Annotated in this window: 21 protein-coding genes and 3 pseudogenes; 11 read left to right on the top strand and 13 right to left on the bottom strand. The window is 60.5% G+C overall.

Annotation, left to right across the window (positions count from 1 at the left end):
* The first annotated feature begins 49 nt into the window (after positions 1–49).
* Positions 50–466 carry a DUF7144 family membrane protein gene (locus QM716_RS21985; protein WP_230815965.1) on the top strand — a complete coding sequence of 139 codons (417 nt, stop codon included), beginning with the start codon at positions 50–52 and terminating at the stop codon, positions 464–466.
* 96 nt (positions 467–562) lie between these two features.
* Here the strand turns inward: QM716_RS21985 and QM716_RS21980 are convergent, their stop codons facing one another.
* Entirely contained in the window at positions 563–775 is a 213-nt protein-coding gene (locus tag QM716_RS21980) for a DUF8691 family protein (RefSeq protein ID WP_003943015.1), read from the bottom strand.
* A 258-nt stretch (positions 776–1033) separates the two neighbouring features.
* Here QM716_RS21980 and QM716_RS21975 point away from each other — a divergent pair, with 258 nt between their 5' ends.
* Both QM716_RS21975 and QM716_RS21970 read left to right on the top strand, forming a co-directional pair.
* Positions 1034–1693, top strand: a complete 660-nt coding sequence (locus QM716_RS21975; RefSeq protein WP_283306230.1) for a GAP family protein — start codon at positions 1034–1036, stop codon at positions 1691–1693.
* 182 nt (positions 1694–1875) lie between these two features.
* Positions 1876–2340, top strand: a pseudogene (locus QM716_RS21970) (STAS domain-containing protein); the annotation flags it as partial.
* Positions 2341–2349: 9 nt separating this feature from the next.
* On the opposite strand, the gene QM716_RS21965 reads toward QM716_RS21970, so the two are convergent.
* The 4 genes from QM716_RS21965 to QM716_RS29280 form a co-directional block, all read right to left on the bottom strand.
* The gene (locus QM716_RS21965) at positions 2350–3171 is read right to left on the bottom strand and encodes a hypothetical protein (protein WP_283306229.1); all 822 of its coding nucleotides are present in this window, start codon (positions 3169–3171) and stop codon (positions 2350–2352) included.
* Between the two features lie 14 nt (positions 3172–3185).
* The gene (locus tag QM716_RS21960; protein WP_283306228.1) at positions 3186–5885 is read right to left on the bottom strand and encodes a helix-turn-helix transcriptional regulator; all 2700 of its coding nucleotides are present in this window, start codon (positions 5883–5885) and stop codon (positions 3186–3188) included.
* A gap of 133 nt (positions 5886–6018) precedes the next feature.
* Complete coding sequence (locus QM716_RS21955; RefSeq protein ID WP_283306226.1) at positions 6019–6309, bottom strand: cupin domain-containing protein; 291 nt, start codon at positions 6307–6309, stop codon at positions 6019–6021.
* Positions 6306–6974 (bottom strand): TetR/AcrR family transcriptional regulator, encoded by a 669-nt coding sequence (locus QM716_RS29280; RefSeq protein ID WP_349307361.1) that lies wholly within the window; start codon positions 6972–6974, stop codon positions 6306–6308. The genes QM716_RS21955 and QM716_RS29280 overlap by 4 nt, the downstream gene beginning before the upstream one ends.
* Before the next feature lie 88 nt (positions 6975–7062).
* Here QM716_RS29280 and QM716_RS21945 point away from each other — a divergent pair, with 88 nt between their 5' ends.
* The 4 genes from QM716_RS21945 to QM716_RS21930 are packed head-to-tail and all read left to right on the top strand — an operon-like array spanning position 7063 to position 10682.
* Positions 7063–7845: an SDR family oxidoreductase gene (locus QM716_RS21945; RefSeq protein ID WP_283306225.1), complete on the top strand. Its 783-nt coding sequence runs from the start codon at positions 7063–7065 to the stop codon at positions 7843–7845.
* Between the two features lie 49 nt (positions 7846–7894).
* Positions 7895–8962: an NAD(P)H-dependent amine dehydrogenase family protein gene (locus tag QM716_RS21940; protein ID WP_283306224.1), complete on the top strand. Its 1068-nt coding sequence runs from the start codon at positions 7895–7897 to the stop codon at positions 8960–8962.
* Positions 8959–9894 (top strand): NAD-dependent epimerase/dehydratase family protein, encoded by a 936-nt coding sequence (locus QM716_RS21935; RefSeq protein WP_283306223.1) that lies wholly within the window; start codon positions 8959–8961, stop codon positions 9892–9894. Before QM716_RS21940 ends, QM716_RS21935 begins: the two co-directional genes overlap by 4 nt.
* A 38-nt stretch (positions 9895–9932) precedes the next feature.
* A complete protein-coding gene (locus tag QM716_RS21930; RefSeq protein WP_283306222.1) occupies positions 9933–10682 on the top strand; it encodes an ankyrin repeat domain-containing protein in 750 nt (249 codons plus the stop codon).
* On the opposite strand, the gene QM716_RS21925 is transcribed toward QM716_RS21930, so the two are convergent.
* Positions 10667–11614 carry a helix-turn-helix domain-containing protein gene (locus tag QM716_RS21925; RefSeq protein WP_283306221.1) on the bottom strand — a complete coding sequence of 316 codons (948 nt, stop codon included), beginning with the start codon at positions 11612–11614 and terminating at the stop codon, positions 10667–10669. The genes QM716_RS21930 and QM716_RS21925 overlap by 16 nt on opposite strands.
* Before the next feature lie 168 nt (positions 11615–11782).
* Between QM716_RS21925 and QM716_RS21920 the strand changes: the two genes are divergently transcribed.
* Positions 11783–12589, top strand: a complete 807-nt coding sequence (locus QM716_RS21920) for an alpha/beta fold hydrolase (protein ID WP_283306220.1) — start codon at positions 11783–11785, stop codon at positions 12587–12589.
* 30 nt (positions 12590–12619) lie between these two features.
* Here the strand turns inward: QM716_RS21920 and QM716_RS21915 are convergent, their stop codons facing one another.
* The 4 genes from QM716_RS21915 to QM716_RS21900 all read right to left on the bottom strand — a co-directional run bounded on the left by QM716_RS21915 (position 12620) and on the right by QM716_RS21900 (position 17258).
* Positions 12620–13810, bottom strand: coding sequence for a lipid-transfer protein (locus QM716_RS21915; RefSeq protein ID WP_283306219.1), 1191 nt, complete (start codon positions 13808–13810; stop codon positions 12620–12622).
* Positions 13807–14280 (bottom strand): Zn-ribbon domain-containing OB-fold protein, encoded by a 474-nt coding sequence (locus tag QM716_RS21910; protein ID WP_283306218.1) that lies wholly within the window; start codon positions 14278–14280, stop codon positions 13807–13809. The genes QM716_RS21915 and QM716_RS21910 overlap by 4 nt, the downstream gene beginning before the upstream one ends.
* A gap of 209 nt (positions 14281–14489) precedes the next feature.
* The gene (locus QM716_RS21905; RefSeq protein ID WP_283306217.1) at positions 14490–16217 is read right to left on the bottom strand and encodes an FAD-dependent oxidoreductase; all 1728 of its coding nucleotides are present in this window, start codon (positions 16215–16217) and stop codon (positions 14490–14492) included.
* 33 nt (positions 16218–16250) lie between these two features.
* On the bottom strand, positions 16251–17258 hold the full coding sequence (locus QM716_RS21900; protein ID WP_230815979.1) for an AurF N-oxygenase family protein: 1008 nt from the start codon (positions 17256–17258) through the stop codon (positions 16251–16253).
* Between the two features lie 277 nt (positions 17259–17535).
* Between QM716_RS21900 and QM716_RS21895 the strand changes: the two are divergent.
* A pseudogene (locus QM716_RS21895) lies at positions 17536–18377 on the top strand (SDR family oxidoreductase).
* A 67-nt stretch (positions 18378–18444) separates the two neighbouring features.
* Here QM716_RS21895 and QM716_RS21890 read toward each other — a convergent pair.
* A pseudogene (locus tag QM716_RS21890) lies at positions 18445–19132 on the bottom strand (HNH endonuclease signature motif containing protein).
* Positions 19133–19188: 56 nt separating this feature from the next.
* Complete coding sequence (locus tag QM716_RS21885) at positions 19189–20181, bottom strand: ABC-2 membrane transporter-related protein (protein ID WP_502942121.1); 993 nt, start codon at positions 20179–20181, stop codon at positions 19189–19191.
* A gap of 483 nt (positions 20182–20664) precedes the next feature.
* On the opposite strand from QM716_RS21885, the gene QM716_RS21880 reads away from it, so the two are divergent.
* A complete protein-coding gene (locus QM716_RS21880) occupies positions 20665–20799 on the top strand; it encodes a hypothetical protein (RefSeq protein WP_283306214.1) in 135 nt (44 codons plus the stop codon).
* 634 nt (positions 20800–21433) lie between these two features.
* Here the strand turns inward: QM716_RS21880 and lanKC are convergent.
* Entirely contained in the window at positions 21434–24016 is a 2583-nt protein-coding gene (gene lanKC, locus QM716_RS21875) for a class III lanthionine synthetase LanKC (RefSeq protein WP_283306213.1), read from the bottom strand.
* 727 nt (positions 24017–24743) lie between these two features.
* Here lanKC and QM716_RS21870 point away from each other — a divergent pair.
* Positions 24744–25523 carry a hypothetical protein gene (locus QM716_RS21870; protein WP_283306212.1) on the top strand — a complete coding sequence of 260 codons (780 nt, stop codon included), beginning with the start codon at positions 24744–24746 and terminating at the stop codon, positions 25521–25523.
* The last annotated feature ends 21 nt before the right edge of the window (positions 25524–25544 follow it).

Genomic DNA, 25544 nt, shown 5'->3' with positions numbered 1-25544 from the left:
GCCCCTCGAGACTGAGTAAGGGAAGTGCATTCTGTCGAAAGGAACGCTGATGACTGCTCCACCGCGGGAACCCGCGAATCACCCTGTCCGGCAGGGTTTCGCGGTAGGTACGACGTTTGCAGCAGCAATTCTGCTGCTCACCGCAGGCATTGTCGCTCTGCTTCAGGGCATCGCGGCCGTCGCTGACAACAATCTGTTTGTCGTGGGTATCAACTACACGTACAAGTTCGACATCTCGACGTGGGGTTGGATCCACATCATCTTGGGCATCATCGGAATTTTGGTGGCCCTCGGCCTCTTCACCGGTGCAGTGTGGGCCCGGGCGGCAGCAATCGTCATTGCGTCGCTCTCGATCATCGCCAACTTCTTGTGGATGCCGTACTACCCAGTGTGGTCGATCCTGGTCATCGCGCTCGATGTCGTGGTGATCTGGGCCGTCGCGACCTGGGACAGGGACAGAGTCTAGGCACCGAACACCTCGAGAGCAGTTGGTCCCGGCCGAATCGACTCGGTCGGGACCATCGCTCGTGCGTGGGACAATCCGACGGAGGGGCGTCTCGGATCAGTCTGGGAGCCGACGCATTTCGGCGACGGTCAAGCCGAGGGAATCGAGGCGGGCCATGATGCTTCGCATAGCCGTGTGGTCCGCGACGGGTCCGTACAAGCTCGTGAATCCACCGGCCGCACTGGCAACACTGAGTTCGGGAAACGCGGCCTTGACGCGGTCCGACACTTCGCCGTCGATGAGGAATTGATACCGAGTGGGAGCATTCATCAGTGTCCGCTCCATTTCCTAGGCCCATGAGGTCCGGGACGGCACCGCTCCGGGCCTCGAAATCACGTGTCGTCAAATGTAATCGGCGTCGCTGCCCGATCCAGAACTCCGCATCCGTGAGATCCAGTCTTATGCCCGCACGCTCCCGAGGCGTCATCCCCAACGGGTGAAAGTCGTCGGGGTTCCTTTCATCCCTTTTGTGTGAGGCTCCGCAGGGCCGTCACCCCTAGTGTCGACCGGGAGAGAGAAGAGGTCGGCATGGGATCTGTCATCGGGGATCTGTTACCCCTCGCGGTCGGCGTTGCGGTATCGCCGATCCCGATCATCGCGACAATCTTGATGTTGTTGTCCAAGCGCGCCGGCAGTACCAGCGTCGGGTTCGCCTTGGGCTGGATACTCGGAATCATTGTCGCCACTGTGATCTTCGTGCTCCTGTCCAACAAGCTCGGCGACTCCGAAGGTGATCCGTCAGCGACGGTGTCGTGGATCAAGCTGGCATTGGGTGTGCTGCTACTTGCGTTCGGAGTGAAGCAATGGCGCGGCCGCGGAGGCGAGCACGAAACCCCGAAGTGGATGCAAGCCATCGACGACATGACTGCTGCCAAGGGGATGGGCTTGGGCTTCGCTCTGGCCGCGATCAATCCGAAGAATCTCATGATGTGTATCGCGGCCGGAATCTCGATCGGATCCGCCTCGCTTGGATCCGGAGAAGTGATTGTCGCTGTTGTGGTTTTCACGATCATCGCCGCGTCCACGGTGTGCGTCCCCGTGATCGGCTATCTTGTTGCCGCGGAGCGACTGCGCGGTCCGTTGGCAAAGCTGAAGGTGTGGTTACAGGACAACAATGCGACGGTGATGAGTGTGTTGATCCTGGTCATCGCTGTTGTTCTCATCGGCAAGGGCATCGGCGGTCTCTGACAACCGGAGGTAGTTATGCGATCGCTGCTACTGCAACAGATCCCGCTGGCGCTCGAGATCATCATGAGCCCGCTGGCGGTTGTTGCCGTTGTCGCCGTGCTCTCTTCCGAACGAGCGCGTATCAACAGCATTGCGGCCCTGATCGGGTGGTATCTCGGAATAGTTGTCGCACTGGCCGGTTCGTTGAGCTTGTCGATTTCTCTTCTCTCGCAGCGCTGTACCGGGTTTGGACGAAGCGGTTGGGTAGCATCTACAGGCACGCCGCGCGGGCCGATTTCGCCGCGGCGACCGCAGCAATGTTCGGAGTTCTCCTGTTCGACACCTTGCCAGGGTTGATCATCGGGGTCGCCGTCTCGATGTTGCTGCTCCTGTATCGAGTTTCCAAACCGCACGTGTCAGCTCTGGCCAAGGACGGCACCCGCCGGGTCGACACCAGCAGTCATCCTGATCTGAAGACACTCGACGGCGTCGTGGTGGTCAGGGTCGAAGCGGGGAAGTTCTTCGCCAATGCCGACCACGTGCGTGAGCAGAACACCGGTCTGGTGACTGCCGGCACCACCATGGTGGTTCTCGACGCCGAGACGTCACCGTTCATCGACGTCAGCGGGGCCCAGATGCTGGCTCAGCTTCGAGCGCTTGCAGGTCGGGACAACACCTCAGCGTGACGTTCGCAGCCAGATTCCCAGCGGACCCGAATCTTTGGCCACTGATCCGACGATCGACGACGCGACAACCACGATTGCCGAGAAGATGAACAGCCAGCCGATGACGGTGAACATCACGCCCAGGAGGCCGAATTCGTCCTGAGACGTCTTGGTCATCCGCGGCAGAAAAAGAGTGCCGGCCACGTGCAGTCCGGTCAGACCCGTCGCGGTGAGCAGTCCGGACCCGACGCACATTCGAGTGGTCATGCGATTGGCGGTCAACAGCATGGGTACGGCGGTCCACACCAGTGCCCACACCACGTAGACCGCAGCAAGTTCCAAGAGTCTGCCCACTCCCGGTACACCATTCAGTTCTCGGCACAGGGCCGCACCGACCACCGACCCGGCCACGACGAAGACGACCGCGACCCACCGCCACGCCTGACGAAGCGTCGCGGTCGGCACGCTCCAGATGCGCCCGTACATCCGGCCGAGAGCGCGAGCGTAGGACGTGGAACTGACCAGCAACATGAGCAAGCCGACGATCCCGAACGCGGCCGCAGTCGAGGTGCTCGTGATTTCGGTGTCGGGGAGCTGGACGCCTAGGTCGTCCTTGGCCGCATCAGCCAACGGCTTCAACTTCTCCAGGGTGGACGCCGCGATCATGACCGGGAGCAAGGACGTAAAGGCTTGGGCTGCCAAAGTCATGGCGCTGTCCACGAGTCCGACTTCGAAGACCTCGATGGTTGCATCGGTCGCCAACCGTCGACTCGGTGTGCTTTTCGCCCACACGGTCAATCGATCGCGCGTATCGGAATACAGCTTCGGGGGCATGGAAGCAGTCTTGCTCAGATGAGTCCGCCGCGTCGCGCAGCCTTGAGTGCGTCGCGTCGGTTGCTCACTTCCAACTTGCGATAGATCCCGCGAAGATGTGTCTTGATGGTGTTGACGGAAAGGAACAGCGTGTCGGCAATCGACTCGGTGGTGTCTCCCGAAGCCAGTTCACGAAGCACGGTGTATTCGCCCGGCGTGAGGATCGGTGCACTCACCAATTCTTGTGGACGAATGCGGTTGCGTACCTGTTCGGCGAATGCCTCCTGATCGCCGAAATGTCCACTGAACTCGTCGAACACCGCCCGCAGGGAAGCGCCGTAGTCGAAGAAGGGGCGCAGCAAGTTACCGGCTTCCGCGGCGCGCAGCGCTTTGTGGAGTGAACGAAACGACTTGCGCTCGTGACCGGTTGCAGCGTGGATCCCGGCTTCGAGTGTCCAGGCGTAGACGTGATGGGCGAGCAGCGGGATCTCCGAGGACCCGAGAGACTCGGAAACTTCGACGAGTGCTTCCGCGAACTTGTTGGAAGAGAAGGCGACGGCACCCCGCGCGAGATGTATCTCCGCGGTCTCGCCGAACCGGTCGGCCGCGTCCCGTACGAGTCTGGCTGCCCATTCCACTTCGCCGACGGAAAGGCATGCGTTGACGACGGGCGGTAGAAGGGCCAAGGTTGCGAACGCGAAGGTACGTAGTTCGATCGCGCTGAGCATCGCGTTGCGGACATCGGCGGCGGTCGAGCGTCGGTCGGTCGAGTTGTCGAGACTGTGAAGGCCGAAGGTTACGACGGTGTGCCACCCGAATGCCGGAGCGCTGGCGCCGAGAATGTCTGTGCTCCGGTAATTTCCGATGGTCGGGATGCGGTACGGAAGCTCACTCGAGGCGCAGAGATATGCAGCAAAGGCGGCCACCGACGCGGACAACTCGTACTCCGCAGTCGTCGTGATGCGATGTTCGACCGCGTAGTCGAGTGCATAGATGGAGTGAGCCCTCATGGCCCCGATGTCTCCGCTGAGGGAAGCGGCGTAGCCCAGTCCGGTCAGCGACTTCAAGACGAATCGCACCCTGCCCCGTAGTGTCCCGAGCGCAACAGCCTGGGTGTATTCGACAGTCGCCCTTTCGAACTCGCGTCGCAGTAAGTGCGCCGTCGCCAATTCCATGTGTGCGTAGGCCTCGACGTCGGAGTGGGTGCTGTTCTGACGCCGCTCCAGACGTGAGGCCAATGGTTCGTTGTCGGAAGTTGCTGAAAAACAGGAGATCTCCAGGCTCATCGCCAGAAACAGTGGGTCGTCTGCGATCGGTGGATGAGTGGCTTCGAGAAGATCGAGGCACGTCGTCGCAGAGGTTACGTCACCGCAATGGAGGGCGGCCGCCGCCAGCACCAGCCGGGTGATCGGGGATTCCGAGACCTGCGTCGACACCGATTCGAGGACTCGCACGACGTCTCCACAGTGCCCGTCGAGTACGAGGCCCAGCCCACAGCGTTCGAGAAACGCGAGAATGCGGCGGGGGTCGCCGATCGACACCTCGAGTTCGAGCGCTTCGAGTTCGAGATGATTGCTTTCGAACCAGGACGCGGCTCGCAGGTGTGCGCGATTTCTCTCGTCGTGATCGATGCGACGGAACTCTGCCCGAAGATGTTCGCGCAACAGCGGGTGATAACTGAACCACGTTGTGTGGTCGGCCGAATCGGTACGGGTCACAGGGAAGTTGAACTGAATCAGCGAGTCGATCTCGGACCGTGCGTTCGAGTCGGTCAGAGTTTCCGCCAGCTGGGCGGAGAAAGAATCGACTACCGATGTCCGCAACATGAACGAGGTGACATGTTCGGGTAAGGACGTCAGTACCTCGTCGACGAGAAAGTCTGCGATCGGGCGGGGTGTGTGCGTGAACTCGTCGAGCGCATCGCCGATATCCCTGCGGCCCGCCAAAAACGCTGCGGTCAGGCGAACGACGGCACCCCACCCCTTTGTGAAGTTCTCGACGATTGCAAGCTCGTCGTCGCCCAGCGTGATGTTGTACTCACCAAATATCGCGGTGATCTCGGAGCGGTCGAAAGCAAGATCGGTGGATGCAAAGCGGGTCAGTCGGCCGTCGAGAGCCAGACGATGCCACGTGAGCGGTGGTTCGTAGCGGGCGGCGACGATGATCGACAGGTTGCCCGGCGTCTGTGTGAGTATCCGGTCGAGAAGACTGATCGACATCGGATCGTGGAGTGTGTGAACGTCGTCGAGGATCAACGTTGTTCGGCGCTCATGCGTTTCGAGGGTCTCCGCGAAATGCGTGAGCCATTGCTCGACAGGTGGCCTGGATCCCGTCTGCGCGGGAAGCCTCGGGCCTGACGTATCGACGGATGCAGCGATCGCCTCGGCGAGGGATTCACACAGTATCGACACGTTGTTGTCGCGCTCGGCCAACGTCAGCCAGGCCAGCGCAACATCAGGGGAGGCTCGCGAATATTCGCGAGCCCAAGCGGCCAGCAGCAAGGTCTTCCCCGCCCCGGCCGGTGCCGACAGCAGCCCGACTGGGCCAGGGCCGACGCCGTCGGTGGCGGTGGACGCGGTGAGTTTGCGATGCAGGCGCGGACGCGGGACCAGTCCTTTGACTGCCGACGGCGGGTGAAAGCGACCGTTGATCGAGGCATCTGGCACGTGCGCGTGCTCGACGCGGTGGGACGCGTCGAGCGTCACTGCAGCGGCATCACGAAATGGGCTGCTCATCCGACTCCTGTTCGACTGGCTGCACTGGACGTGACCGCTGGATCGAAATTTGAACGAGTTAGATGATGTGAAACTACCCAATTCGGACACTTGTTAAGCGTGCGTGTCGAAGATCCGGACCAAAGTGCCTGATTTAGCGAGGCTTGAGTTCGATCTCCACGAAGACTGTTTCCGAGTCGGATGCGTTGGTGACGTCATGGTCCGTGCCGGCGGTCCCCTGGTACGGCTGACCAGGAGTTTGCGTCATCTCACGGGTGGAACCGTCGGCATCGGCAACGACGAACCGGCCGCCGGTGATTGGCACGACAACGTAATCGTACTCATGTCGATGGCTTCCGGTGGCGCTGCCGGTGGCCGGAAAGCGCCAAGACGTGACGCGCACGCGATCGTCGTCGAGACTGATGGTCGGCTCTGCTGCGTTCATGTGCTCTCCTGCTCGTTCGGTGTGACGCCATGCAGAAGTATGTCCGGCATTCGTTCGACGAGGGGTGCGGATTCGTCTTCGGACATCAGCATTCTCAGGACCATCGTGCCGCCGACGATGAACAGCATCGTTGCCTGAGCGTCCCGCATCGCGTCGGCATCACCGTCGCCGCGCTTCAGCATCTGCGCAAGCATCGCGATGCCGGGGCCACCGAACTCCGACCACAACGTCGACGGCAGGTCGCCACGCTCGGCAAATGCGGAAAGTAGGCCCGGCAATGCGGCCTTCACCTCGGGTTTTGCAAAGAGTTCCAGGGTGTAGTTACACGAGGCCCGTACCCATTCGTCGGGGTCGGTGGCGTCTGCGACGGGCGGAGACTCGTCGACCCAGCCGAAGACTGCTTCGAAAACCAGGTGAGTCTTGGACGGCCACCGCCGGTACAGGGCGGGCTTGCCGACGCCTGCGCGCTCCGAGATCGCCACCATCGTCGTCTTGTCCCAGCCGACCTCGGCGAGCAACTCGCGTGCCGCGGCCAGGGCTGAATCACCGATGGCGGGATCGCGGGGCCTCCCGCGTAGACGTTCGGTGTCTTCGTCTGCAGCGCTGTCGTCTGCAGCGCTGTCGTCTGGGGTGACGTTGTCTGGGGTGACTTCTTCGAAATCCATTGTGAATAGCGTAACGCAGTGTTACGTTTCTCCATATTCGTAACACGGCGTTACGTTATCTCTCGGGTGCCCTGTGGAGGTGCGCGTCATGACTCAATTGCTCGAAGATTCGACCGTGGTAATTTCCGGAGTCGGAACCGGACTGGGGCGTGAAATCGCCTTGGCCGCAGTCCGTGACGGGGCCAATGTAGTGCTTGGCGCAAGAACCGAAGATAATTTGAAGTCCGTCTGCGAGGAGATCGATCCGACCGGTGCTCACGTCGCCTATTCGGTGACGGACATCGCCGATCCGGAGTTGTGCTCGCGCCTGATCACTACTGCCACCGAACGTTTCGGCAGGGTGGATGCGCTGGTCAACGTCGCGGCCAAGGAAGACGTGTTCGGCGGACTCGAAGGTGCCGATCTGAGTGCCTGGAAGGCGATGCTGGACGTCAACGTCATCGGAACTCTCACTTTGACGCAGGCGGCGCTACCGGAGTTGAAGAAGCGCGGCGGCGCCGTCGTCATGATCGGCTCGCAGGCTATGTTTCATCCGCAGTTGCCCCAATCGGCATACGCGACATCCAAGGGTGCGCTGTACGCAGCGATGTGGTCGTTGGCAAAAGAGCTGGGACAGTATCGAATCCGCGTCAACACGGTGGTTCCGACGTGGATGTGGGGACCGCCGGTACAGCTCTACGTCGGGCTCGCGGCGGCCGACCGTCGGGTCCCCGAGGAAGACATCATCGCCGAGATCAGCAAGAACATGCCGCTCGGTGAAATCCCGGCGGACGACGACGTGGCGGACGCCGTGGTCTTTTTCGCTTCCAACCGCGCCCGGATGCTGACCGGGCAGACGCTTTTTGTCAACGGTGGAGAGTTCTTCCGCTGATCGTAGACACATCATCTATTGGCTGTGCTCTGGAAAGGACTGCACTGCAATGAAACACAAGGTCATCGTCTGGGGAACGGGCGTCGTGGGCAAGTTGGTCATACGCGAACTGCTCGATCATCCCGAGTTCGAACTGGTCGGTGTCATCGTGCACAACCCGGAGAAGGACGGTGTCGACGTCGGCACACTCATCGGCGTCGAGCCGGTGGGGCTGGCCGCCACGATCGACAGTGAGGCAGCACTCGCTGTCGATGCCGACGCGGTTGCATACTTCGGTCCGACTGCTGAATTCGCCGTCGAGAACATCGCGAACATGTCGCGCTCCCTGCTGTCGGGTAAGCACGTGGTGTCGACGTCGATGACGCCGTTGGTCTATCCGCGGGTGTGCCCGAAGGAGATGCTGGAGGACCTCGAAAAGGCTTGTCGCGAAAGCGGAAAGTCGTGCTTCACCACGGGGATCGATCCGGGATTTGCCAATGATCTCTTCCCGATGACGCTCATGGGTGTCTGTGGCCGGGTGGACAGCGTCCGTGTGCAGGAACTGTTGGACTACGCGAACTATGCCGGTGACTACAGCTCCACGATGGGAATCGGCGTCTCGGTCGATACTCCGGCGGTGCTCGAGATTCCCGAGGTGCTGATCTTCGCGTGGGGGCACACCATCCCGATGATTGCCGACGCCGTCGGAGTCAAGTTGGACCGTATCGACACCGTGTACGAGAAGTGGGCGGCCACCGAGCCGATCACGTATCCGTTCGGTGTCATCGAGCCTGGCCAATGTGCCGCAGTGCGATTCGAGATCCGCGGTTGGGTGGGAGACGAGGCGAAGATCGTGATCGAGCACGTCAACCGCATCACCAACGATGCCGCAACACACTGGCCCAGAGCAACTTCCGTGGAGAACGACGTCTACCGTGTGATCATCAAAGGGAGTCCGGACATCACGCAGGAGACCGCGTTCCGTGGGGCGCTCGACGGTGATCCGATCGCCGGAGGTTGCCTGGCGACGGGAATGCGAGCGACCAACGCCATTCCGATGCTCGACGACATCGAAGCCGGGCTCGTTTCGGCGCTGGATCTTCCCCTTATCGCCGGGCGAGGCACCATCCGATCATGAAGGTGCTCTTGACGGGAGCCTTCGGGAACATCGGTTCGCACGTTCTGGCGGAGCTCGTGCGCAGAGGTCATGATGTGCGTTGTCTTGCGTTGGCAACTCCCGAGGATCGCAAGCGGGCGAGCGCCTTTCATGTGATCGAGACGATCTGGGGCGATATTCGTGACTACCAGACAGTCGAGGCCGCGGTGGCAGGGGTAGATGTCGTAGTTCACTTGGCCGCAGTCATTCCGCCTGCCAGTGAACTCGACGTTGCTCGTGCGGCGAAGGTCAACGTCGAGGGAACTCGTAACGTTGTCACGGCAGCGCTGGCGCAGAGCGGTCCACCAAAACTTCTCTTTACGTCGACATTCGATGTTCACGGCCGAACGATGCATCGGAAACCGCCTCGTAGAGTAGATGATCCACTCGAAGCGACGGATGGCTACACTGCCCAGAAGATCGAAGCCGAACGGATAGTGCGAGAGTCCGGTCTGACGTGGTTCATCCCGCGGTTCGCCGACGTTCCGATCATCGCCGCACGTGGGGCCGATCCCATCATGTTCGAGATCGGCTTGGACAACAGGATCGAGGTGCTGCACCCAAGCGACGCGGCCGTCGCTCTCGCCAACGCACTGGAGACACCGCAGGTGTGGGGCCGGGTGCTCTTTGTCGGTGGTGGTCAGTCATGTCAGGTGACCTACCGTGACTATCTGGCAAGGATGCTGTGCGCCATGAGGTTGGAACCGTTGCCCGAGAGAGCCTTCAGCGGCAAGGAGTACGTGACCGACTGGGTGGATACCGAGGAGAGTCAGCGGCTGTTGCGGTATCAGAGCCGTAGCTTCGACGACATCATCGCCGACATCGCAGCCACGCTCGGCTGGAAACGGTGGATCATTCCGGCGATCAAACCGTTGGTGAGACGATCGATGTTGAAGATGTCGCCCTATCTGTGATTCTCGGGCCATTCGGCCGGCTGTGGAAGACTGGTTCCATGAAGCGGATGTCGAGAACTGTCCTCGTAGGCGGAATAATCGCGGCGTCGGTGACGGGGGCCTTGGCGGGTTGCAGTTCTTCCGACACCTCGGTGGCGCCGACCACCGCGTCGTCGTCAGCGACGACACCGTCTGCAAGGGCCAAGCCGCCGTCGACGCCGGAATCCGAACGGGCACTCTTCGATGCGGTGGACCGCAATGATCCGGCAGCCATCACCGCTGCCCTGGCTTCCGGTGCGAATATCGAAGCCCGCGACCGGGACGATCGCACTCCGCTCGTCGAGGCCACCAAGAACAATGCCGTTGCTGCGGCGTCCACGTTGATTCTTGCTGGAGCAGATGTGAATGCGAAGGATTCCATGCAGGATTCGGCCTTCCTGTATTCCGGAGCCGAGGGATTGAACGAGATTCTGGCGCTCATGCTCACCCACGGCGCGGACGTCGACAGCGTGAACCGTTACGGCGGTACGGCTCTGATTCCCGCGAGTGAACACGCTCATGTCGACACCGTCCGGATGCTGATCGCTGCCGGGGTCCCGGTCAATCACGTCAATGATCCTGGGTGGACGGCGCTACTCGAAGCCGTTGTCTACGGCGACGGATCGGCGCGCTATATCGATGTGATCACTCAGCTCCTCGACGCTGGGGCAGATCCCTCGATCCGGGATGCGTCAGGAAAGACCGCGTTGGATAATGCCGAAAGTCGTGGTCAGTCAGACGTTGTGGCGCTGCTTCAATCGCGGAGCTGACGCCAACGAGTCGGGCTCAGCCCGTAGGCCTGCCGAAAGCGTCGGCTGAAATGTCCGGCGTCGACAAACCCCGCGCGGTGCGCAATGGTCGCGATCGGCAGATCGACGGTAGCGGGTCGAGCCAGTTCGTCCCGAGCCTTCTGCAGGCGCTGGGTGATGATCCACTGTTCGATCCGAAAGCCGTTGTCCGAGCAGATCTTGTACAGCTGTCGCAGTGAGATGTTGTGGGCGTGAGCAATTCGTGCAGGATTCATCGTCGGATCGTGAAGGTGTTCACGGATGTATCGACGGATCGAAGTCATGGCAAGGGCCGATCTCGGAGCGGAGGCGTTGGGATTCGCATGTGCTATCGAAGCGACCAAAGCACACGCAAGTTCGATCGAGGCCTCGCCCAATTGTTCGGCGGCAGGATCGGTCTCCAACAGGGCGGCGCTGCGGAACAATTCACGAACGTGCGCGATCATCACGGGGTACAGATTGCTGTGATGAGGCCGGGTAGCTGCGTCTCGCACGGTGTCGATCGGTAGTCCCAGCCGATCCATCGGAATGTAGAGGCACTGGGAAGCGCCCGTTCCCGGCCAGGAGAAATCGTAGGTCGACGTCAGGTCTGTCATCAGCAGTTCACCGGCCGGGACTCTACGTTGTGCTTCATACTGGTCGAGATGGCCAATTCCGCTCTCCTGCAGGGCGATCGCAAGAACGGGCATCGATGCGGACCGGACGTGATGTGGTGTTCGGGTCAAACGCATACCGGTCGACTCGGAGCGGAACAGTGATGCTGCACCGAGGTTCCACACGTTCATTCTCGCGCTCACCCGTTCCGGGGTCTCCAAGTGGATTGCGCACGGAACCGAGGCACGACCCATCGCGTCGACAAAGGCGTCCGTGCGTTGGTCAGGCTCCAACACGGATGTATCCAGGAGCAAAGCCATGCAGCCCTGATACCCCGCGATGCGGACGCTCAACCAGAATTTGTGCAGTGTGAGCCCAGAAGTCTGCACGGACAGTCACGTCCGTCGCACCAGGTATTTCTAGGATCGAAACGGGCGTGTCCCGGCTTACCGCAGTTTCTCGCTTTTCGACGAGAGTGAAGGGAACGCATGAAGATCTCACGTGTATTCACAGCAGTTCTGGCATTGCTCATGACAGTTGCGGCCGGATTGATCTTCGGCTCTGGTGCCGCGGTGGCAAGCCCCAAGCCAACTGTCGTTCTCGTTCACGGCGCCTTTGCCGACGCGACCAGTTGGGACGGCGTTGCCGCCGACCTACGCTCGCGTGGCTATCGCGTCGTGGTGCCGGACAATCCTCTGCGCGGGCCGGCTTACGACGCGTCCGTGATCGAGAAGACCGTGGCGGACATCGACGGCCCCGTCGTTCTCGTCGGGCACTCGTACGGCGGCGCGGTAATCACCAACATCCACGACCCGAAGGTGCAGTCGTTGGTGTACATCGCGGCGTTTGCTCCGGTTCAGGGAGAGCCGGTGCAGATCACGATCGATCCGATTCGATTCCCTGGCAGCCAATTGCTTCCTCCGGCTCTGGGATTGAAGATCGTCGACGATCCTCATGCGATCGGCGGTAAGAACGTCGACGGCTACGTCACCGACGAGTATTTTCATTCCGTCTTTGCTCAGGACGTTTCCGACGAGACAGCGGCAATGATGTTGGCGCATCAGAAGTCCGCGGCTTTGTGGGCGAACCTCGAACTCGGCGGGCCGCCGTCCTGGGCGAACGCGCCGAGTTGGTATCTGGTCGCCGGTGAGGATCGCGTGATCCCAGCGTCGGCGCAGCGGTTCATGGCAAACCGGATGGGCGCGAACACCAGCGAACTCCCGACCTCGCACGCATCACTGGTTTCACAGCCAGGGGCAGTGGCAGACGTGATCGTGGCGGCCGCTCACGGTTGAGTGAGCGACCGCCACGAAAGCAGAACCGGGTCAGGCGGAAACGATCACCGAGGAGCCGTGGCCGAACAGGCCCTGGTTGGCGGTGATGCCGATGCGAGCACCTTCGACCTGGCGGCCTTCGGCCTGTCCACGAAGCTGCCAGGTGAGCTCGCAGACCTGCGCAAGTGCCTGTGCGGGAACGGCTTCGCCGAAACATGCGAGGCCGCCGGACGGATTGACCGGGATGCGGCCCCCGATGCTGGTGTCACCCGCACGCAGGAGATGTTCGGCCTCGCCGCGTTTGCACAGGGCGAGGTCTTCGATCCAGTCCAGTTCCACCGAGGTGGCGAGGTCGTAGACCTCGGCGACGTCGACGTCCTCGGGAGAGATCCCGGCTTCTTCGTACGCGGCGTAGCCGATGGATTCCTTGAACGTGCGCTCCGGAGCGGGGACGGCGGAGCTGGAATCGGTGGAGAAGTTCGGCATGTCCATGATCGTCTGCGGGAACGTCGGCGTGACCGTCGAAATAGCCTTGATCCGAACAGGTTCCGCGATGCCCGTCTTGCGGGCGTATTCCATCGACGTCAGCAAGATGGCAGCGCCGCCGTCGGACGTCGCGCAGATGTCGAGCAAATGCAGGGGATTGGACACCACGGGGGAGGCCAACACGTTCTCGACGGTGACTTCCTTGCGGTAGCGCGCATTCGGGTTGCCCAGGCCGTGCTTGGCGTTCTTGACCTTCACGTTGGCGAAGTCCTCAGCGGTTGCGCCGTAGAGGTCGATGCGACGACGCGCGTTGAGCGCGAAGTACGCCGGGTTGGTCATACCCATGAGGCGGAAGCGCAGCCAGTCCGGGTCGTCCCAACGCTCACCGGCAACGGGAGCGAGGAAACCCTTGGGCGTGGTGTCGGCGCCGACGACCAGCGCAACCTCACTGAGGCCGGCCAGGATTCGAGCGCGCGCCGTGTCGAGTGCCTGGGCACCCGTTGCGCACGCGGCGTACGACGTGGCGACGCGCGCGCCGTTCCAGCCCAGTGCCTGTGCGAACGTGGCGCCGGCGACGTATCCGCCGTAACCGTTGCGGACGGTCTCGCCGCCGACGATGAAGTCGACGTCCTGCCAGTCAACACCCGAATCGGCGAGCGCGGCGCGAGCGGCGGCAACGCCGTACTTCACGAACGACTGGCCCCACTTGCCCCAGGGGTGCATGCCCACACCGAGTACTGCGACGTCCTTGCTCATGACTGCGACTCCTGATCGGCGGCGACAGGCTTCCAGCGCCACGTCGTACGAACTCCGGTTTCGTCCGTGTACAGCGGTTCGACAACCAACTCGACGATATTGCCGACCTTGAGGTCGTCGACGCCGTATCCGTCGGCCACCTGGCCGAGGATGACGATGCCCTCAGGCAGCTCGACTGCTGCGAGAGCGAAGGGCTCGTACGGATCCGAGCGTGGGATGTACGGCGGCGGCGGCTGGTACTGCGCGTCGGTGTACGACCAGACGGTGCCGCGGCGGGAGAGTTCCACGTCGTCGAACTCTTCGCTGAAGCAGCTCGGGTTCTTGCAGAACATTGCCTCACGAGGGAAGGAAATGGTGCCGCAGGATTGGCACTTCGTGCCGATCAGAGCAGGTTCGTCGCCGGTGGTGAACCAACCCTCTACTGCAGGCGTCACACTCCCGTTCGGCGCCGGCGTTGCAGTCTCGCTCATGCAATCCTCATCTGGTTGGCGCGCCGGATCCTGAGATCGTGGCCCGCTGTGCCGCTTACTGGAACAGGTTGCAGTATTACACGATTTTCGCCGCTGACGGGCATAAATTTTCGCTGAGTGGGACGCCGGCTCAACGCAGACAGCCCCGCCGGCAGACGAGTCTGCAGGCGGGGCGGTGTGCGTGAAAGTAGCTGTTTACCTGTAGTGGATCAGCGAGCGCGAACGGGTCGACCGAATCGACGAGTCGGCTTCACCCGAGCTGCGGCTTGGAGGATCGACGTGACCTCCACCTGATCGAGAATCTTCTCGCGGACGCGATCGTGTGCAGCGCCGCGTTCCAACTCTGCCTTGTCGATGGCGTGCCAACCCTCGCGGTCGACGACGTCGGACTGTCGCGCCCGGACCAGACGATCGACGGCGGAGTCGTCGGCGACAGGGTTGGTCAGGCGGCCGTCGTTGAAGTCGTCGACGAGCATCCTGATGGTTTCCTGCGCACAGGACTTGTTGGTGCCGATGAACCCACTCGGTCCACGCTTGATCCATCCGGTTGCGTAGACGCCGGTGGCGGGATCACCGTTCGGAGCCTCGAGGACGCGGCCGTTCTCGTTCGGAATGACCGAACCACGCTCGTCGAACGGGACGCCGGTGATGGGCACTCCGCGGTAACCGATCGAGGTGAGAACCAGCCCGGCGTCGATGGTCTCGGTATCGCCGGTCGCCTCGATTTGCACCGTTCCGTTGACGTCGACAAGGGCGTTGCGAGCGAATTCGATTCCACTGACCTGGTCGTCGCCGGTGATCGACGTCGGTGTGAGCAGGTAGCGCAACGTGATGCGCTTGTTGCCGACGTCGACGTGATCGCGGTTCTTCAGGGCTTCGAGTAGCCGCAACTTCTGCTCGACGGCATGCGGAAGCTCGCCGCGTTTTGCCAGTTCTTCGGTTGCCGAGTCGAGAACCATGTCGTCGGGTCCGACGGACAGTTCGATGTCCGGCAGTGCCATCAGACCGGTGAACTCGGGAACGGTGAACGCGGACTGCGCGATTCCGCGGCGACCCACGATGACAACTTCTTCGACGCGACTCTTCCGCAGAGCGGCGAGTGCGTGAGCCGAGATGTCGGTACCCGCCAACTTCTCGGGATCTGCCGTCAGAATGCGAGCGACGTCGAGTGCGACGTTTCCGTTTCCGATGATGACCGCGCGGCGATGCGAGAGGTCGAAGACGTCGTCGGCGTGATCGGGGTGGCCGTTGTACCAGGCCACGAAGTCGGTGGCCGAGGCCGTGCCGGGCAGATCAGCACCCGGAATGCCGAGACCCCGGTCGGACGAAGCGCCGACCGCGTAAAGCACCGCATGGTGATTCTCGAGCAGTTCGCTGTGCGAGATGTGCTTGCCGATCTCGACGTTGAGGTAGAACTCGAAACCCTTTTGCGCCGCGATCTTGTCGAACAAGCGGGTGACCTGCTTGGTCTTCTGATGATCCGGAGCAACTCCGGCTCTGACCAAGCCGTAGGGCACGGGCAGTCGATCGAAGACGTTGACCTGCACGTCGGGCTGCGTCAGCAACTCGTCCGCTGCATACATCGCGGACGGGCCTGAACCGACGATCGCAACTCGCAACGGCGGTCGGCCCTCGTCGACGTGAGCTGCCGGGATGACCTTGGCGAGAAGCGGCCGTGGCCGCTCTTCCTTGTAGAAGTCCGCGTTGATGGACAGGAACACTCGCTGCGGGTCGGTCAGCTTCGATTCGGGGACGATGGCGTCGACCGGGCAGGCCGAGACACATGCCCCGCAGTCGACGCAGGCCTGCGGATCGATGTGCAGCATCTCGGCGGTGAGGAAGTCCGGCTCGTCCGGCGTCGGATGGATGCAGTTGACCGGGCAGGCGTAGACGCACGAGGCGTCGCTGCAACAGGACTGCGTGACTACGTGTGGCATGGCGCTATGAGTCCGATCTCGACTGTCCGGGAGCTACGCGGCGGCGTTGTGCGAGCTGCGGTGAGGTTCGCTACGGAAGCGTGATGCGCGGCCGTCCATCTTGCAGGCCTTCCACACCAAGCGCGAGGCACGGTTCATCAGGCCGGTGTCGGTGGCCAGCATGCGGACGTCGCCGAAGTAGTTGCGCAGGGTCTGACGCGATTCGGGCAGATCCCAGAACAGGTCCTTCTTCACGGACTTCGGGATGTCGAACTGCTTCCAGAAGGACTTCGGCGGGATGACGATGGCGTCGCAGAGAATGCGCATGACGATCGGGAACAGCAGCGAGAGGACAAACCGGTTCGGGCGTGACATCAGCGGGATGCGACGGCTCAGAAGCTTGTGCGCGAACGAGATGTGGCGTGCTTCCTCGGCTACGTGGATAGCCATGACCGACTGCATGATCGGGTGGATCTGGCCGCCGGCGCGCAGGACGCTCTTCTGAATGTGGTCGATCGGCTCTTCACCGGCGAGGACACCGACGAAGAACAGTTCGGGGAACGGACCCGCAGCAAGGGGGATGAAGGGTGCAAGCATCTTCATCGGACGGCTCATGCCGGGAGCGTCGGCACCGATGCGGTTGACCATCTCCTGGAACATCATCGTGTGGTTGCACTCTTCGACGGACTCGTGCGTGCAGTAGCGCGCCTCGGCCGAATCGTTGGGCAGCGTGAAGACGTACTGCATCATGCCGCGGATCAGGATGTTCTCGAACTGGAGACCGACCTTCGCGACGTTGGCCTGGCGCCACATACCGATTTCGATCTGCTTGGCCTCGGACTGCGCCTGGTACCAGGGGTGTGCACCCAGCGGGTCTGTCTCGGCCGGCAGGATCCAGCGGCGATCGTTGGGGACGACGGCGAACTCGGGGGAATCCCAATCGATGTCGAGGTACGGGTCGAAGTGCTTGTGCACCGAGCCCTCGGACAGGAGTCGAAGCGTCTCGTTGTACGAGTCGTCGGATGCTTCTGCGCGCTTGTCGAGCGGCGATGTGAGCGTCATGGCGTCTCCTCTTCGTTTCGGTCACCGCTGGTGTTTCTCGCGGTATTCGGTGGAATCGAGGGCCGGTTGTGTGATCGCTGGCACTCGGTCTGGGTTTAATGTAACCCGAGGTATCAGGAAAAGCTAGTGGCAGGTACTCCTGGATCTCGACGAATTCTTGACACGGCCGAAACGGCGCCATAACTTACTTTTGAGTAATTTCCGCGGTGCGTCCGAAGTGGGCTGTTCAGGGACGGGTTCGCACCGAATCGCACGCGAAGATCGAACCGAGGCCGACGTGATCAGATCGATTCTCAGCAATCTTGCATTGAGTCCGCCGACGCGTCTGCGCTCACTTGTTCCGTCGCGTGGCGTCACGCTCTCCGACAAGACGATCGTTCTGACGGGGGCCTCCTCGGGGATCGGTGAGGCGACTGCCCACCTCTTGGCTCGTCGGGGAGCAGAGATGATCTTGGTCGCGCGCGGTGAGGAAAACCTCGAACACGTGCGGGACGAGATTCACCGCAGAGGAGGATGGGCGCACATCGTGCCTGCGGACCTCTCCCGCGGGAAGCCGTCGACGAACTCGCGGAGACGATCGCGAATCGATTCGGGTCGGTCGACATCCTCGTCAACAATGCGGGTCGCTCGATCCGGCGTACCGCGTTGGATTCGGTGGACCGATTCCACGACTACGAGCGCACCATGGCACTGAACTACTTCGGACCTACACGACTGACGTTGCGTCTGCTGCCCGCGATGCTCGAGGCGAAGTCCGGGCACATCATCAACGTCGGAACCTGGGGAGTTACTGCCGGGGTCATGCCCAGGTTCAGCGCCTATCACGCGTCGAAGTCTGCTCTCAGTGCCTTCGGCCGAAGCCTCGGGGCGGAGTGTCACGGCACCGGTGTCGATGTCACCACAGTGCAATTCCCGCTCATACGAACACCGATGATCGCGCCGACGGCGGATTACGTGAGCCAGCCGGCGCTGACAGCCGATCAAGCTGCGTCGTGGATCTTGCGGGCGATCAATACTCGCCCCGCCGAGATGTATCCGCGATATGCGGGGCTTCTCCGGGCGATTGATGTTGTATCCCCTTCTGCCACTGACGCTCTAGTGCGTAGGGCTGGGATCTGAGGGTCAACGCACGTCAGTGCCGGGGCGTGGTTCGTCCCCGGTGCTCACGTCTTCAGTTTGTGCCCGTTCAGGCTGCTGTGGGTGGGCTGTTTCCGCCGACCGGGTGCTGGTGCGGGTCGATCGACATAGGCGGGTAGAACACCGCCTTCCGATCGGGGCCTATCTCCACCCGCCATTCGGTGTGGTGCAGTGTCCGATGATGATGACCACACAACAAGATCAGGTTGTCGAGATCCGTCGGGCCACCGTCACTCCAGTGCACAAGATGGCGAGCATCGCACCATCCCGATGGTGTCCCGCACCCCGGAAACGCACACCCACCATCGCGCACCGCCAACGCACGCCGCTGCGGAACCGTCGCCGTCCGCACTTCCTTGCCGCACTCGAGCGGAACGCCGTCTTCACGTTTTCCGTACTGCTTTTCGATCCGCCGAATCGCCGCCCGCACCGCATCACAATCAGCAATGTTCTTCGACGCCAACCCCAGCAGAATTCCGCGGGCCTTGTCCACATCCGCCGGGGTCATGTTCTTCGGCGGATGCTGACAAAACAACGCCACCTGACGCGCTTTCAACGCATCCACATCACCCCGGTGAAACGCATCCGCGACAACAGGTTCAAGCAGGAGCAACCGCGAACATCTCCACGATCAGCAAGACCATCCGCGACTGCAACTCGTGCCGGACGCGCACCAGATCCAGAACCTCACTCTCGAGGTCTTCACCATCCAGCTGCCACGCTTCCCGACTGTCCATGAAGCAATCACATCCGAACAAAATTTCGAATACAAGGGATGTCGAAGTGAAACTTACTACTGTTCAGCGACTTTCAACATTTCGGACATCGTGCACTCGGCGGATTGTCGACGTAGTCCACGCGCACCGAAGAGTGCGAGCATCATCATCACCCCGGCGCACAACAGCATCACGGCAGTCTCGATGAACTGAAATAGCCAGTACCGGCTCTGTGAGTGATAGGTCAAGGCGTAGTGATCGATTCCCTGCTCTCGAAGGCAGTCGTCGATCTCACGGTCTTGCTGCGTCTGATCGGAATTGTCTGAGCCCCTGCACATTGAGTAGTCGGCGTCGATCATGTTGCCGTCCGTATCGGCGAAGCCGGCACCGATGACCCACCTCGAGTCGAGATTTTGATACGGAGACGGTGCGTATTCCGCGGCACGTGCCCGTCCGTCGATGGGTTGGACTTCAATGTCGGGAAACGCGTAGTGCTCGCGGACCATTGCGCTCAACGCGACGGGCACGATCAAGAACACGAGAAGAGTCGTGACCATCGCGACGACGGTGTTGCGCACGAGCAATGCGGCCGCGCTGCCGGTGACCATGGCGACAAAGGTGTAGGCGCCGACGACGATTCCTGTCGTATGAAAATTGGGGAACTCCATCAAGGAGAACGAGCTCATTTCATCTGTTGTGGTTGCTCCGCGGCCCAGCGAATGGGTCCAGCCGAGCACCAAACCGAGGAGAGTCATCGCAAGCGTGACCGGCACGAAGACCACCAGGATCCGCGAGAAATACCACCGAACAAGGTTGGTGGATTCCCGAAGGTCGAGATTCTCGGGCCCCTGCTCGAAGTCTCTCGAGAATGTAGTTACGCCGACCAGCATTCCTGAGACGAACGGTAGTAGGAGTGCGAGAAGCGTCGTCAAGGTGAGAGCGGTGTCGGCGCGGCAACCGCCACCTCCGTCGTACCAGCGTGAGCAGATGCCCCCTGAAACCCAACTCTCGCCCGAACGCTGGACGAACCACTGTGAAATCGTGGCTGTCAGGATCAGCAGGAATATCACCGCCAATGACCATACGATCTGCCCTCGGCATTGCCTCCAGGTCGCGTAGATCATCGGGGGATGAAGTTCGGTGAAGTGTGTATGCGTCCCATGATGAAACAATACCGTTCATTCTGTAATGGGCGCGACAAGCGAAACCCCGATTTTCGGCATTTTGTTTAGAACTTAAGGACTAGTTCACCTATGAGTTAGCCGTCGAATCTCCGACTTAAGACGGAAAAATTGAAATAAATCGCGAAAACTGGCACGCGTTCTAGAACTTTGTCTACGGTTACACCCACATCGTGATCGCTCGGCCCCAGATCCCGTCATTCGGGTGAAGGAAATTCTTACCGACGACATGCGACTGTCCGTTGCGAAGGAGTGGGAAATGTTAGTTCCGTTCTTGCAGGCGATTATGAATTTCGCCTACGGGTCAATAGATGCGGGTGGGGCCGTCATCGACGGGCTCACCGGAATCTCGAGCGAATAGGGGGATGTGAGATGAATTCATCTGATCTGGGTTCGGTTTCGGCCCTCTTGCCCATGATGCTGACTGCTTTCAAGTCCATCATCACAATGCCGATTGCACTCTCTGTGGACTTCGGTCTCGACGTCCCGTTCAATCCGTTCAAATAGATAGGAGAGTGAAAATGGGTTCCGTGGAAGACGTCTTTGTTCTTTTCACCGGGTCGCTGTTATCGATCCACGTCAGCCTCTTCGAAATGCTGACTGCATTGTCGAGTGACGGATGGGTCAAGGGATGACCTTCCGATCCGACTACTCGCGACTTAAGGAGGTGAGTATCTAATGCTTTTTTCCTTCTTGAGTAATGCTCTGGGTTCGCTTCGAGATGTCAGCGGCTTGGCGGTGATGGGAAGCATGATGATTCCCTCGTTCAGCGCGGAATAACCTGATGATGCGGGTCGGCTCGTCGATAGGTGACGAGACGGCCCGCATTTTGTGTTGCGATAAAGATTCGAAAAAGCCGATACCCCGGATTTGATCCGAGGTATCGGCCTGAGCTCAGCAGAAGAAGCTGAGCGAACTGATAGCCGCGTTCTGATCGAGCTGGCCGGCATCTCCGACGTTGCCGGCGGCGACTGAAAGGTCTTGAAGGGAGAGGATAGCGTCCATTGTCAGTTCCTTTGTTGATCGGCGTTTTTGCCGATGGATTTGTCGATCGAGTTTTCTTGCGGTGCTGATTTCATTTCAGGTTCTTGGCCTGATAATTCTGTGCTCCAATCTTCCGGGGGTGATAACTTCCGAACAATTAGGAGATGTGGCAGTTTGACGCGCACATCAGTGGAAACGACTGTCGGGCAGCTGTCGATCCGGTATGTCGGAGCAATGCCAGTATTCCTGCAGATCCGGTTGCCCAATCTGTCGAGAGTCTCAGGTTCTGCTCACCTGGAAAGTGCAGGCTTCCTTGGTGTTTGACGGAGTGCAAGCCCAGAAACTGTAGCTGTTGGGCCAATGTGCTTTCGCAATCGGCGTCGGCATAGGGGGTCGTGGAGAGCTCGCCGAGGAACAGAATCAATCCAGCTCGACCGTTGAGCAGCCCAGCTTGAGCGGTGAATTCGACTGTGGTGGCGCGGGATATCGCACGTACCGCAGCTGCGTAACGCGGTTCGTCGACATGGCGCAGAAGCTGTAGGAGCACAAGCCCGACACCGACGGATCCCGATCCGAGATACGGCATTGTCCGGCGCTCCTCTCTCAGCTGCATCGATCCGTCAGGGCACATCTGCATCACAGACAGATCGATGTCGACGAGCTGGCGTGCGTGTTCCAGCGATCGAGGATTACCGCTCAGTTCGTAGTGGCGAGTCCAGAACAGCGCTTGTCCGCTCGGTCCCCGCATCAGCCCACCTCGGCCGGCCACTGCCCAAGGCGTTCCGTCGGTGTCGCGGACATGCGTGCGAGCGGACGAAATTCGTTCGCGCAGAGTTTCTGTCACGACAGCGAGAGCGGGTGACACCATCGGTCGTGAATCCGATTCCTCGAGCAGTAGGCAACCGATTCCGGCAAGGCCGCTGAAGAGGCTGGAGTCGAGCTCGTCGAGTGGGGCTCTGCACAAAGTCTCGACCCATCTGTCGGCAGTCGAATGTCGTCCTAGATGCCGAAAGGTGTGTACCGCACCCGCGAGCCCGTCGAAGAAGCCGAACCGTGGTTGCGTATCCGAATCAACTTGATGTTCAGTCCATTCCAGAACTGACTCCAAGGTGTCGGTGGGAAGATTATCGGCGAGTAGGTTTCCGCACGAGCCGTGAGCAATGCCGTAGCCGTTCACTTCGAACTGGGCGATGTCGCCGGGAAAGAGTCGATCAGAGCGGGAGAGATCGAGCGAGGCGAGGATTCCGCAGCGTAAGAGAGCGCCCGTACGTAGCAAGGTCTCCCGCGACGACGCGTCCCAACGATGCTGGTGATCCTCCGATCCCGGCGGCTGTACGCCGAGCATCGAGTAGAGCGAGGCACGGAAGGCGCGAGGAAGATCGAATCGAGACACCGCAAAGTCGATGAGTTCGGGAATCTTGCTGCAATCGAGGGGGAACAATATAGTAAGTGGGACAAAGAGTCCCAACTCGATGCATCCCGAGGAGTATCGATCCGCCTCGATCCCGGTCAGCTCTGGTGGTGCGGTGTACCCGGGGGCTCCGGTGGAACGGGGCGGCTGCTCGTCGATGTTGTGGGCCATCTCGAAGTCGATGATCCGAATACCAGACGGTGAGCACATGACGTTGCCGGGGTGAAGGTCGGCATGAACGATTCCGGCGTTGTGGAAGCTCTCGACTGCGGTGGTCAACTGTTTTGCGATGTCGAGCGCCCAGGTTCTGTATTCCGTTCGGGAACCGAGTGTCTGGTCCGCACGTATCAGCGGGTAGCGGAGCGCAATTTCCTGATTCAGGGGAGTGCCGGGAGCGCGCTCGGTGACAAGGAAGTGGTGTCCCTCTCGCTCGAACAAGCTGATCGCAGAAGGTGAGTACGGGTTGTCGGCAAGGTGAGTCAACGTGTCGTACTCGTTACGGATGCGGTCGATCGCGTACCGGCCGTTGGCGTCCGGGGCGGTGAAGGGCCGGCCTTCTTTGATGACCACATTGACGCCGTTGCTGTCGAACGCAGAGTAGATTCCTCCACTGTTGCTGAAGTGCAGGGCTTCTCGAACCGAGAAGGGGAACTCGCCTGGTGATTTGAGTTTGTCTTGTTGCGTACGAACAAAGTCCGGGATCTTCACCCAGTCGGGTGTTCTGAAGTAGGTGCCGCGCACATCGGGTTCGAGTGAACCGTCAGGACGTCTGATTGCCGGAACTCGATCGCCGAGTGAATCGTAGGTCTCCAGGGGCAGGTACGCGCCGTATCGAAGGTAGAGCGGTCCCCGGTTCCATCGCACATCGCTGAGGATGTACGGCCCGTCGGCACCCCCGACGAGCTTCTCCACGTCGCTGATGACTCGTTGTGTGGCAACGCCATCCGACGGATAGATCGTGATGAATTTTCCGCTGGAGGTCCGATTGGCCTGCTTGCTGTTGGACAACATGAGGTCTGTCGCTGTCCGAAGAAATTTGAACGGCACCAGGTTATGGCCGCAATACGAGGAAACAGTATCGAGCAGTTCCTGTGCATTGGCTTGGGTAGCGGAGCAGTGAATCTTCCATCCCTGCTCGGGTAGCGGGGCGCCAGGCGGTTGTAAGTAGTTCCACGGTCCGTCTTGGGGACCGCGTCGCCAGAGCGACCAATCCACTGACCTGTCGGGAGTGAAGTGCTGGTTGGGCGGTGAGTCAGTTCGAGCCGCTGTTCTGATGCGGTCGTAGTAATGCGGGTCGGCACGCGTGAAGGCGACGTATCGCAGGTCCAACGGTTAACCTCCCGATCAAGTCCCCCTGCGGCTGGTAGTCAATTCGTGCCACGTCCGAATCCCCGTGTGGCTTGGATTGCTTGTGGCGGAAGAGTATCCGATTTCGGACATTTCGGGCGAAATTTGCAAACTATCGTCCAAAAGTACTAAGGGATGGCCGGGTGGACAGGTTGAGTTGCGCGATCCCGCGAATTGTCACCTGGCAACATGAGCGTGGAGAGAATCGAACTCTCGTGGAGCCAATCTATTTGCGTTGTCTGCCAGTATTTTTCGACTGCTCGACCGGTTTTCCAACTTCCAGTTGAGGCGAAGGGCCCTGGCGCTGCGTCTAAAGTATGAACTATTCGCCTTTCCTTGACTTTGTCGGCAAAGTGAGAAAACTGGTACCTGTTCTAGGGTTTCGGGATGCGAGAATTCTCGCCGGCACTGGACGCAGGATGTGATTGTTCTGCATCGCTGCGGAGGCTTACCCCTATATCGATTTTCTACCGCCGACCATGTGTGGACTTTCTGAGCTGAAATCTACTCTCAACTGTCCTGCAACGGTATTCGAATCTGTCTCGCCTCCGGGAAACGCCATTCCCGGAATGGCGCTGTATCCGAGTTCGTTCTGTCCACGGGTAGGGAGGAGGAGATTTTCTTTGCGATGATGCCGCGATTCGAAATCAGTTGCGACATTTCATCTTGTTGAACGTCAATCGTTTCTCAACGAAAGAAAAGGTTCAAAATGACTGTATCTCTCGCTCGGCGTGCCGGAACTGCTGCTGCGATCTCTGCGGCAGCATGTGGATTGGTGTTGGCGGCAACTGTGCCGGCATCGGCCCACAATGTGACGACGAATTACAACAATGCCTGCATGGGTGATCCCGTTTCGCTCATTGCCGGCAATGTTCACCAGCCGCTGCAGGCTCACTCCATGTCGGTTGCGCACTCGTCGTCGACACCGGGCACCTACACGATTCAGCCAGGCTCGCAAACTGTTCCGACAAGTGGTGGCGGTGCCACTGTCATCAATCTGAATCGATTGAACCTCGTATTCAAGATCGATCCGGCGACCTATACGTCTGCGTCCATAGTCTCCGGGACGGGTAGTGGATTCAGTGGCACTCCGGTTGTCACTCGAGTAAACGCAAGTGGTGCTGCCGACGCTACGGGGTCGTATCTTTCCCTCAACGGCGGAGTCGGAACAACGATTGCGGGTGCGAGTCCGGGCGGCTCGAATACCTCTGATGCGGGTTTGACTGCGCTCGCCGGCGCGACCTTCACGCTGCCTTCGGTTCAGGTCGTCACGACTTCCCCCAACCCGGCGGTTTACATCAATACCGACGGTGATGCCGGGAAGTACGCAAACCCGAAGAACTACATGACGTTCCTGTCGAAGGCGTCATTGTTCGGAACTCAGTACGCTCCTACGATGTGCTCGGCAACGGATGTCACGCCGCGAACCGACTCGAATATCGGTTCGGTTCTGACGCCGAACGGCGGCGCGGCCAACCTACACCCATGATTGGCGGCGCTGGTGCCGCAC

Origin of the sequence: Rhodococcus sp. IEGM 1409 (assembly GCF_030056735.1) — a bacterium.
GTDB lineage: Bacteria > Actinomycetota > Actinomycetes > Mycobacteriales > Mycobacteriaceae > Rhodococcus_F.
The sequence above is the reverse complement of the archived record's forward strand: the minus strand, read 5'-3'. Positions and strand labels throughout refer to the sequence as shown.

Excerpts from the sequence above, each read along its gene's own strand:
- QM716_RS21975 (WP_283306230.1), top strand. The coding sequence starts at position 1,034 with ATGGGATCTGTCATCGGGGATCTGTTACCCCTCGCGGTCGGCGTTGCG.
- QM716_RS21920 (WP_283306220.1), top strand. The coding sequence starts at position 11,783 with ATGAAGATCTCACGTGTATTCACAGCAGTTCTGGCATTGCTCATGACA.
- QM716_RS21955 (WP_283306226.1), bottom strand. The coding sequence starts at position 6,309 with ATGAACGCAGCAGAGCCGACCATCAGTCTCGACGACGATCGCGTGCGC.
- QM716_RS21925 (WP_283306221.1), bottom strand. The coding sequence starts at position 11,614 with ATGGCTTTGCTCCTGGATACATCCGTGTTGGAGCCTGACCAACGCACG.
- QM716_RS21960 (WP_283306228.1), bottom strand. The coding sequence starts at position 5,885 with ATGAGCAGCCCATTTCGTGATGCCGCTGCAGTGACGCTCGACGCGTCC.
- QM716_RS21900 (WP_230815979.1), bottom strand. The coding sequence starts at position 17,258 with ATGACGCTCACATCGCCGCTCGACAAGCGCGCAGAAGCATCCGACGAC.
- QM716_RS21870 (WP_283306212.1), top strand. The coding sequence starts at position 24,744 with ATGACTGTATCTCTCGCTCGGCGTGCCGGAACTGCTGCTGCGATCTCT.
- QM716_RS21985 (WP_230815965.1), top strand. The coding sequence starts at position 50 with ATGACTGCTCCACCGCGGGAACCCGCGAATCACCCTGTCCGGCAGGGT.
- QM716_RS21910 (WP_283306218.1), bottom strand. The coding sequence starts at position 14,280 with ATGAGCGAGACTGCAACGCCGGCGCCGAACGGGAGTGTGACGCCTGCA.
- QM716_RS21915 (WP_283306219.1), bottom strand. The coding sequence starts at position 13,810 with ATGAGCAAGGACGTCGCAGTACTCGGTGTGGGCATGCACCCCTGGGGC.
- QM716_RS21935 (WP_283306223.1), top strand. The coding sequence starts at position 8,959 with ATGAAGGTGCTCTTGACGGGAGCCTTCGGGAACATCGGTTCGCACGTT.
- QM716_RS21980 (WP_003943015.1), bottom strand. The coding sequence starts at position 775 with ATGAATGCTCCCACTCGGTATCAATTCCTCATCGACGGCGAAGTGTCG.
- QM716_RS21940 (WP_283306224.1), top strand. The coding sequence starts at position 7,895 with ATGAAACACAAGGTCATCGTCTGGGGAACGGGCGTCGTGGGCAAGTTG.
- QM716_RS21930 (WP_283306222.1), top strand. The coding sequence starts at position 9,933 with ATGAAGCGGATGTCGAGAACTGTCCTCGTAGGCGGAATAATCGCGGCG.
- QM716_RS21945 (WP_283306225.1), top strand. The coding sequence starts at position 7,063 with ATGACTCAATTGCTCGAAGATTCGACCGTGGTAATTTCCGGAGTCGGA.
- QM716_RS21905 (WP_283306217.1), bottom strand. The coding sequence starts at position 16,217 with ATGCCACACGTAGTCACGCAGTCCTGTTGCAGCGACGCCTCGTGCGTC.
- QM716_RS21880 (WP_283306214.1), top strand. The coding sequence starts at position 20,665 with ATGAATTCATCTGATCTGGGTTCGGTTTCGGCCCTCTTGCCCATGATG.
- QM716_RS29280 (WP_349307361.1), bottom strand. The coding sequence starts at position 6,974 with ATGGATTTCGAAGAAGTCACCCCAGACAACGTCACCCCAGACGACAGC.
- QM716_RS21965 (WP_283306229.1), bottom strand. The coding sequence starts at position 3,171 with ATGCCCCCGAAGCTGTATTCCGATACGCGCGATCGATTGACCGTGTGG.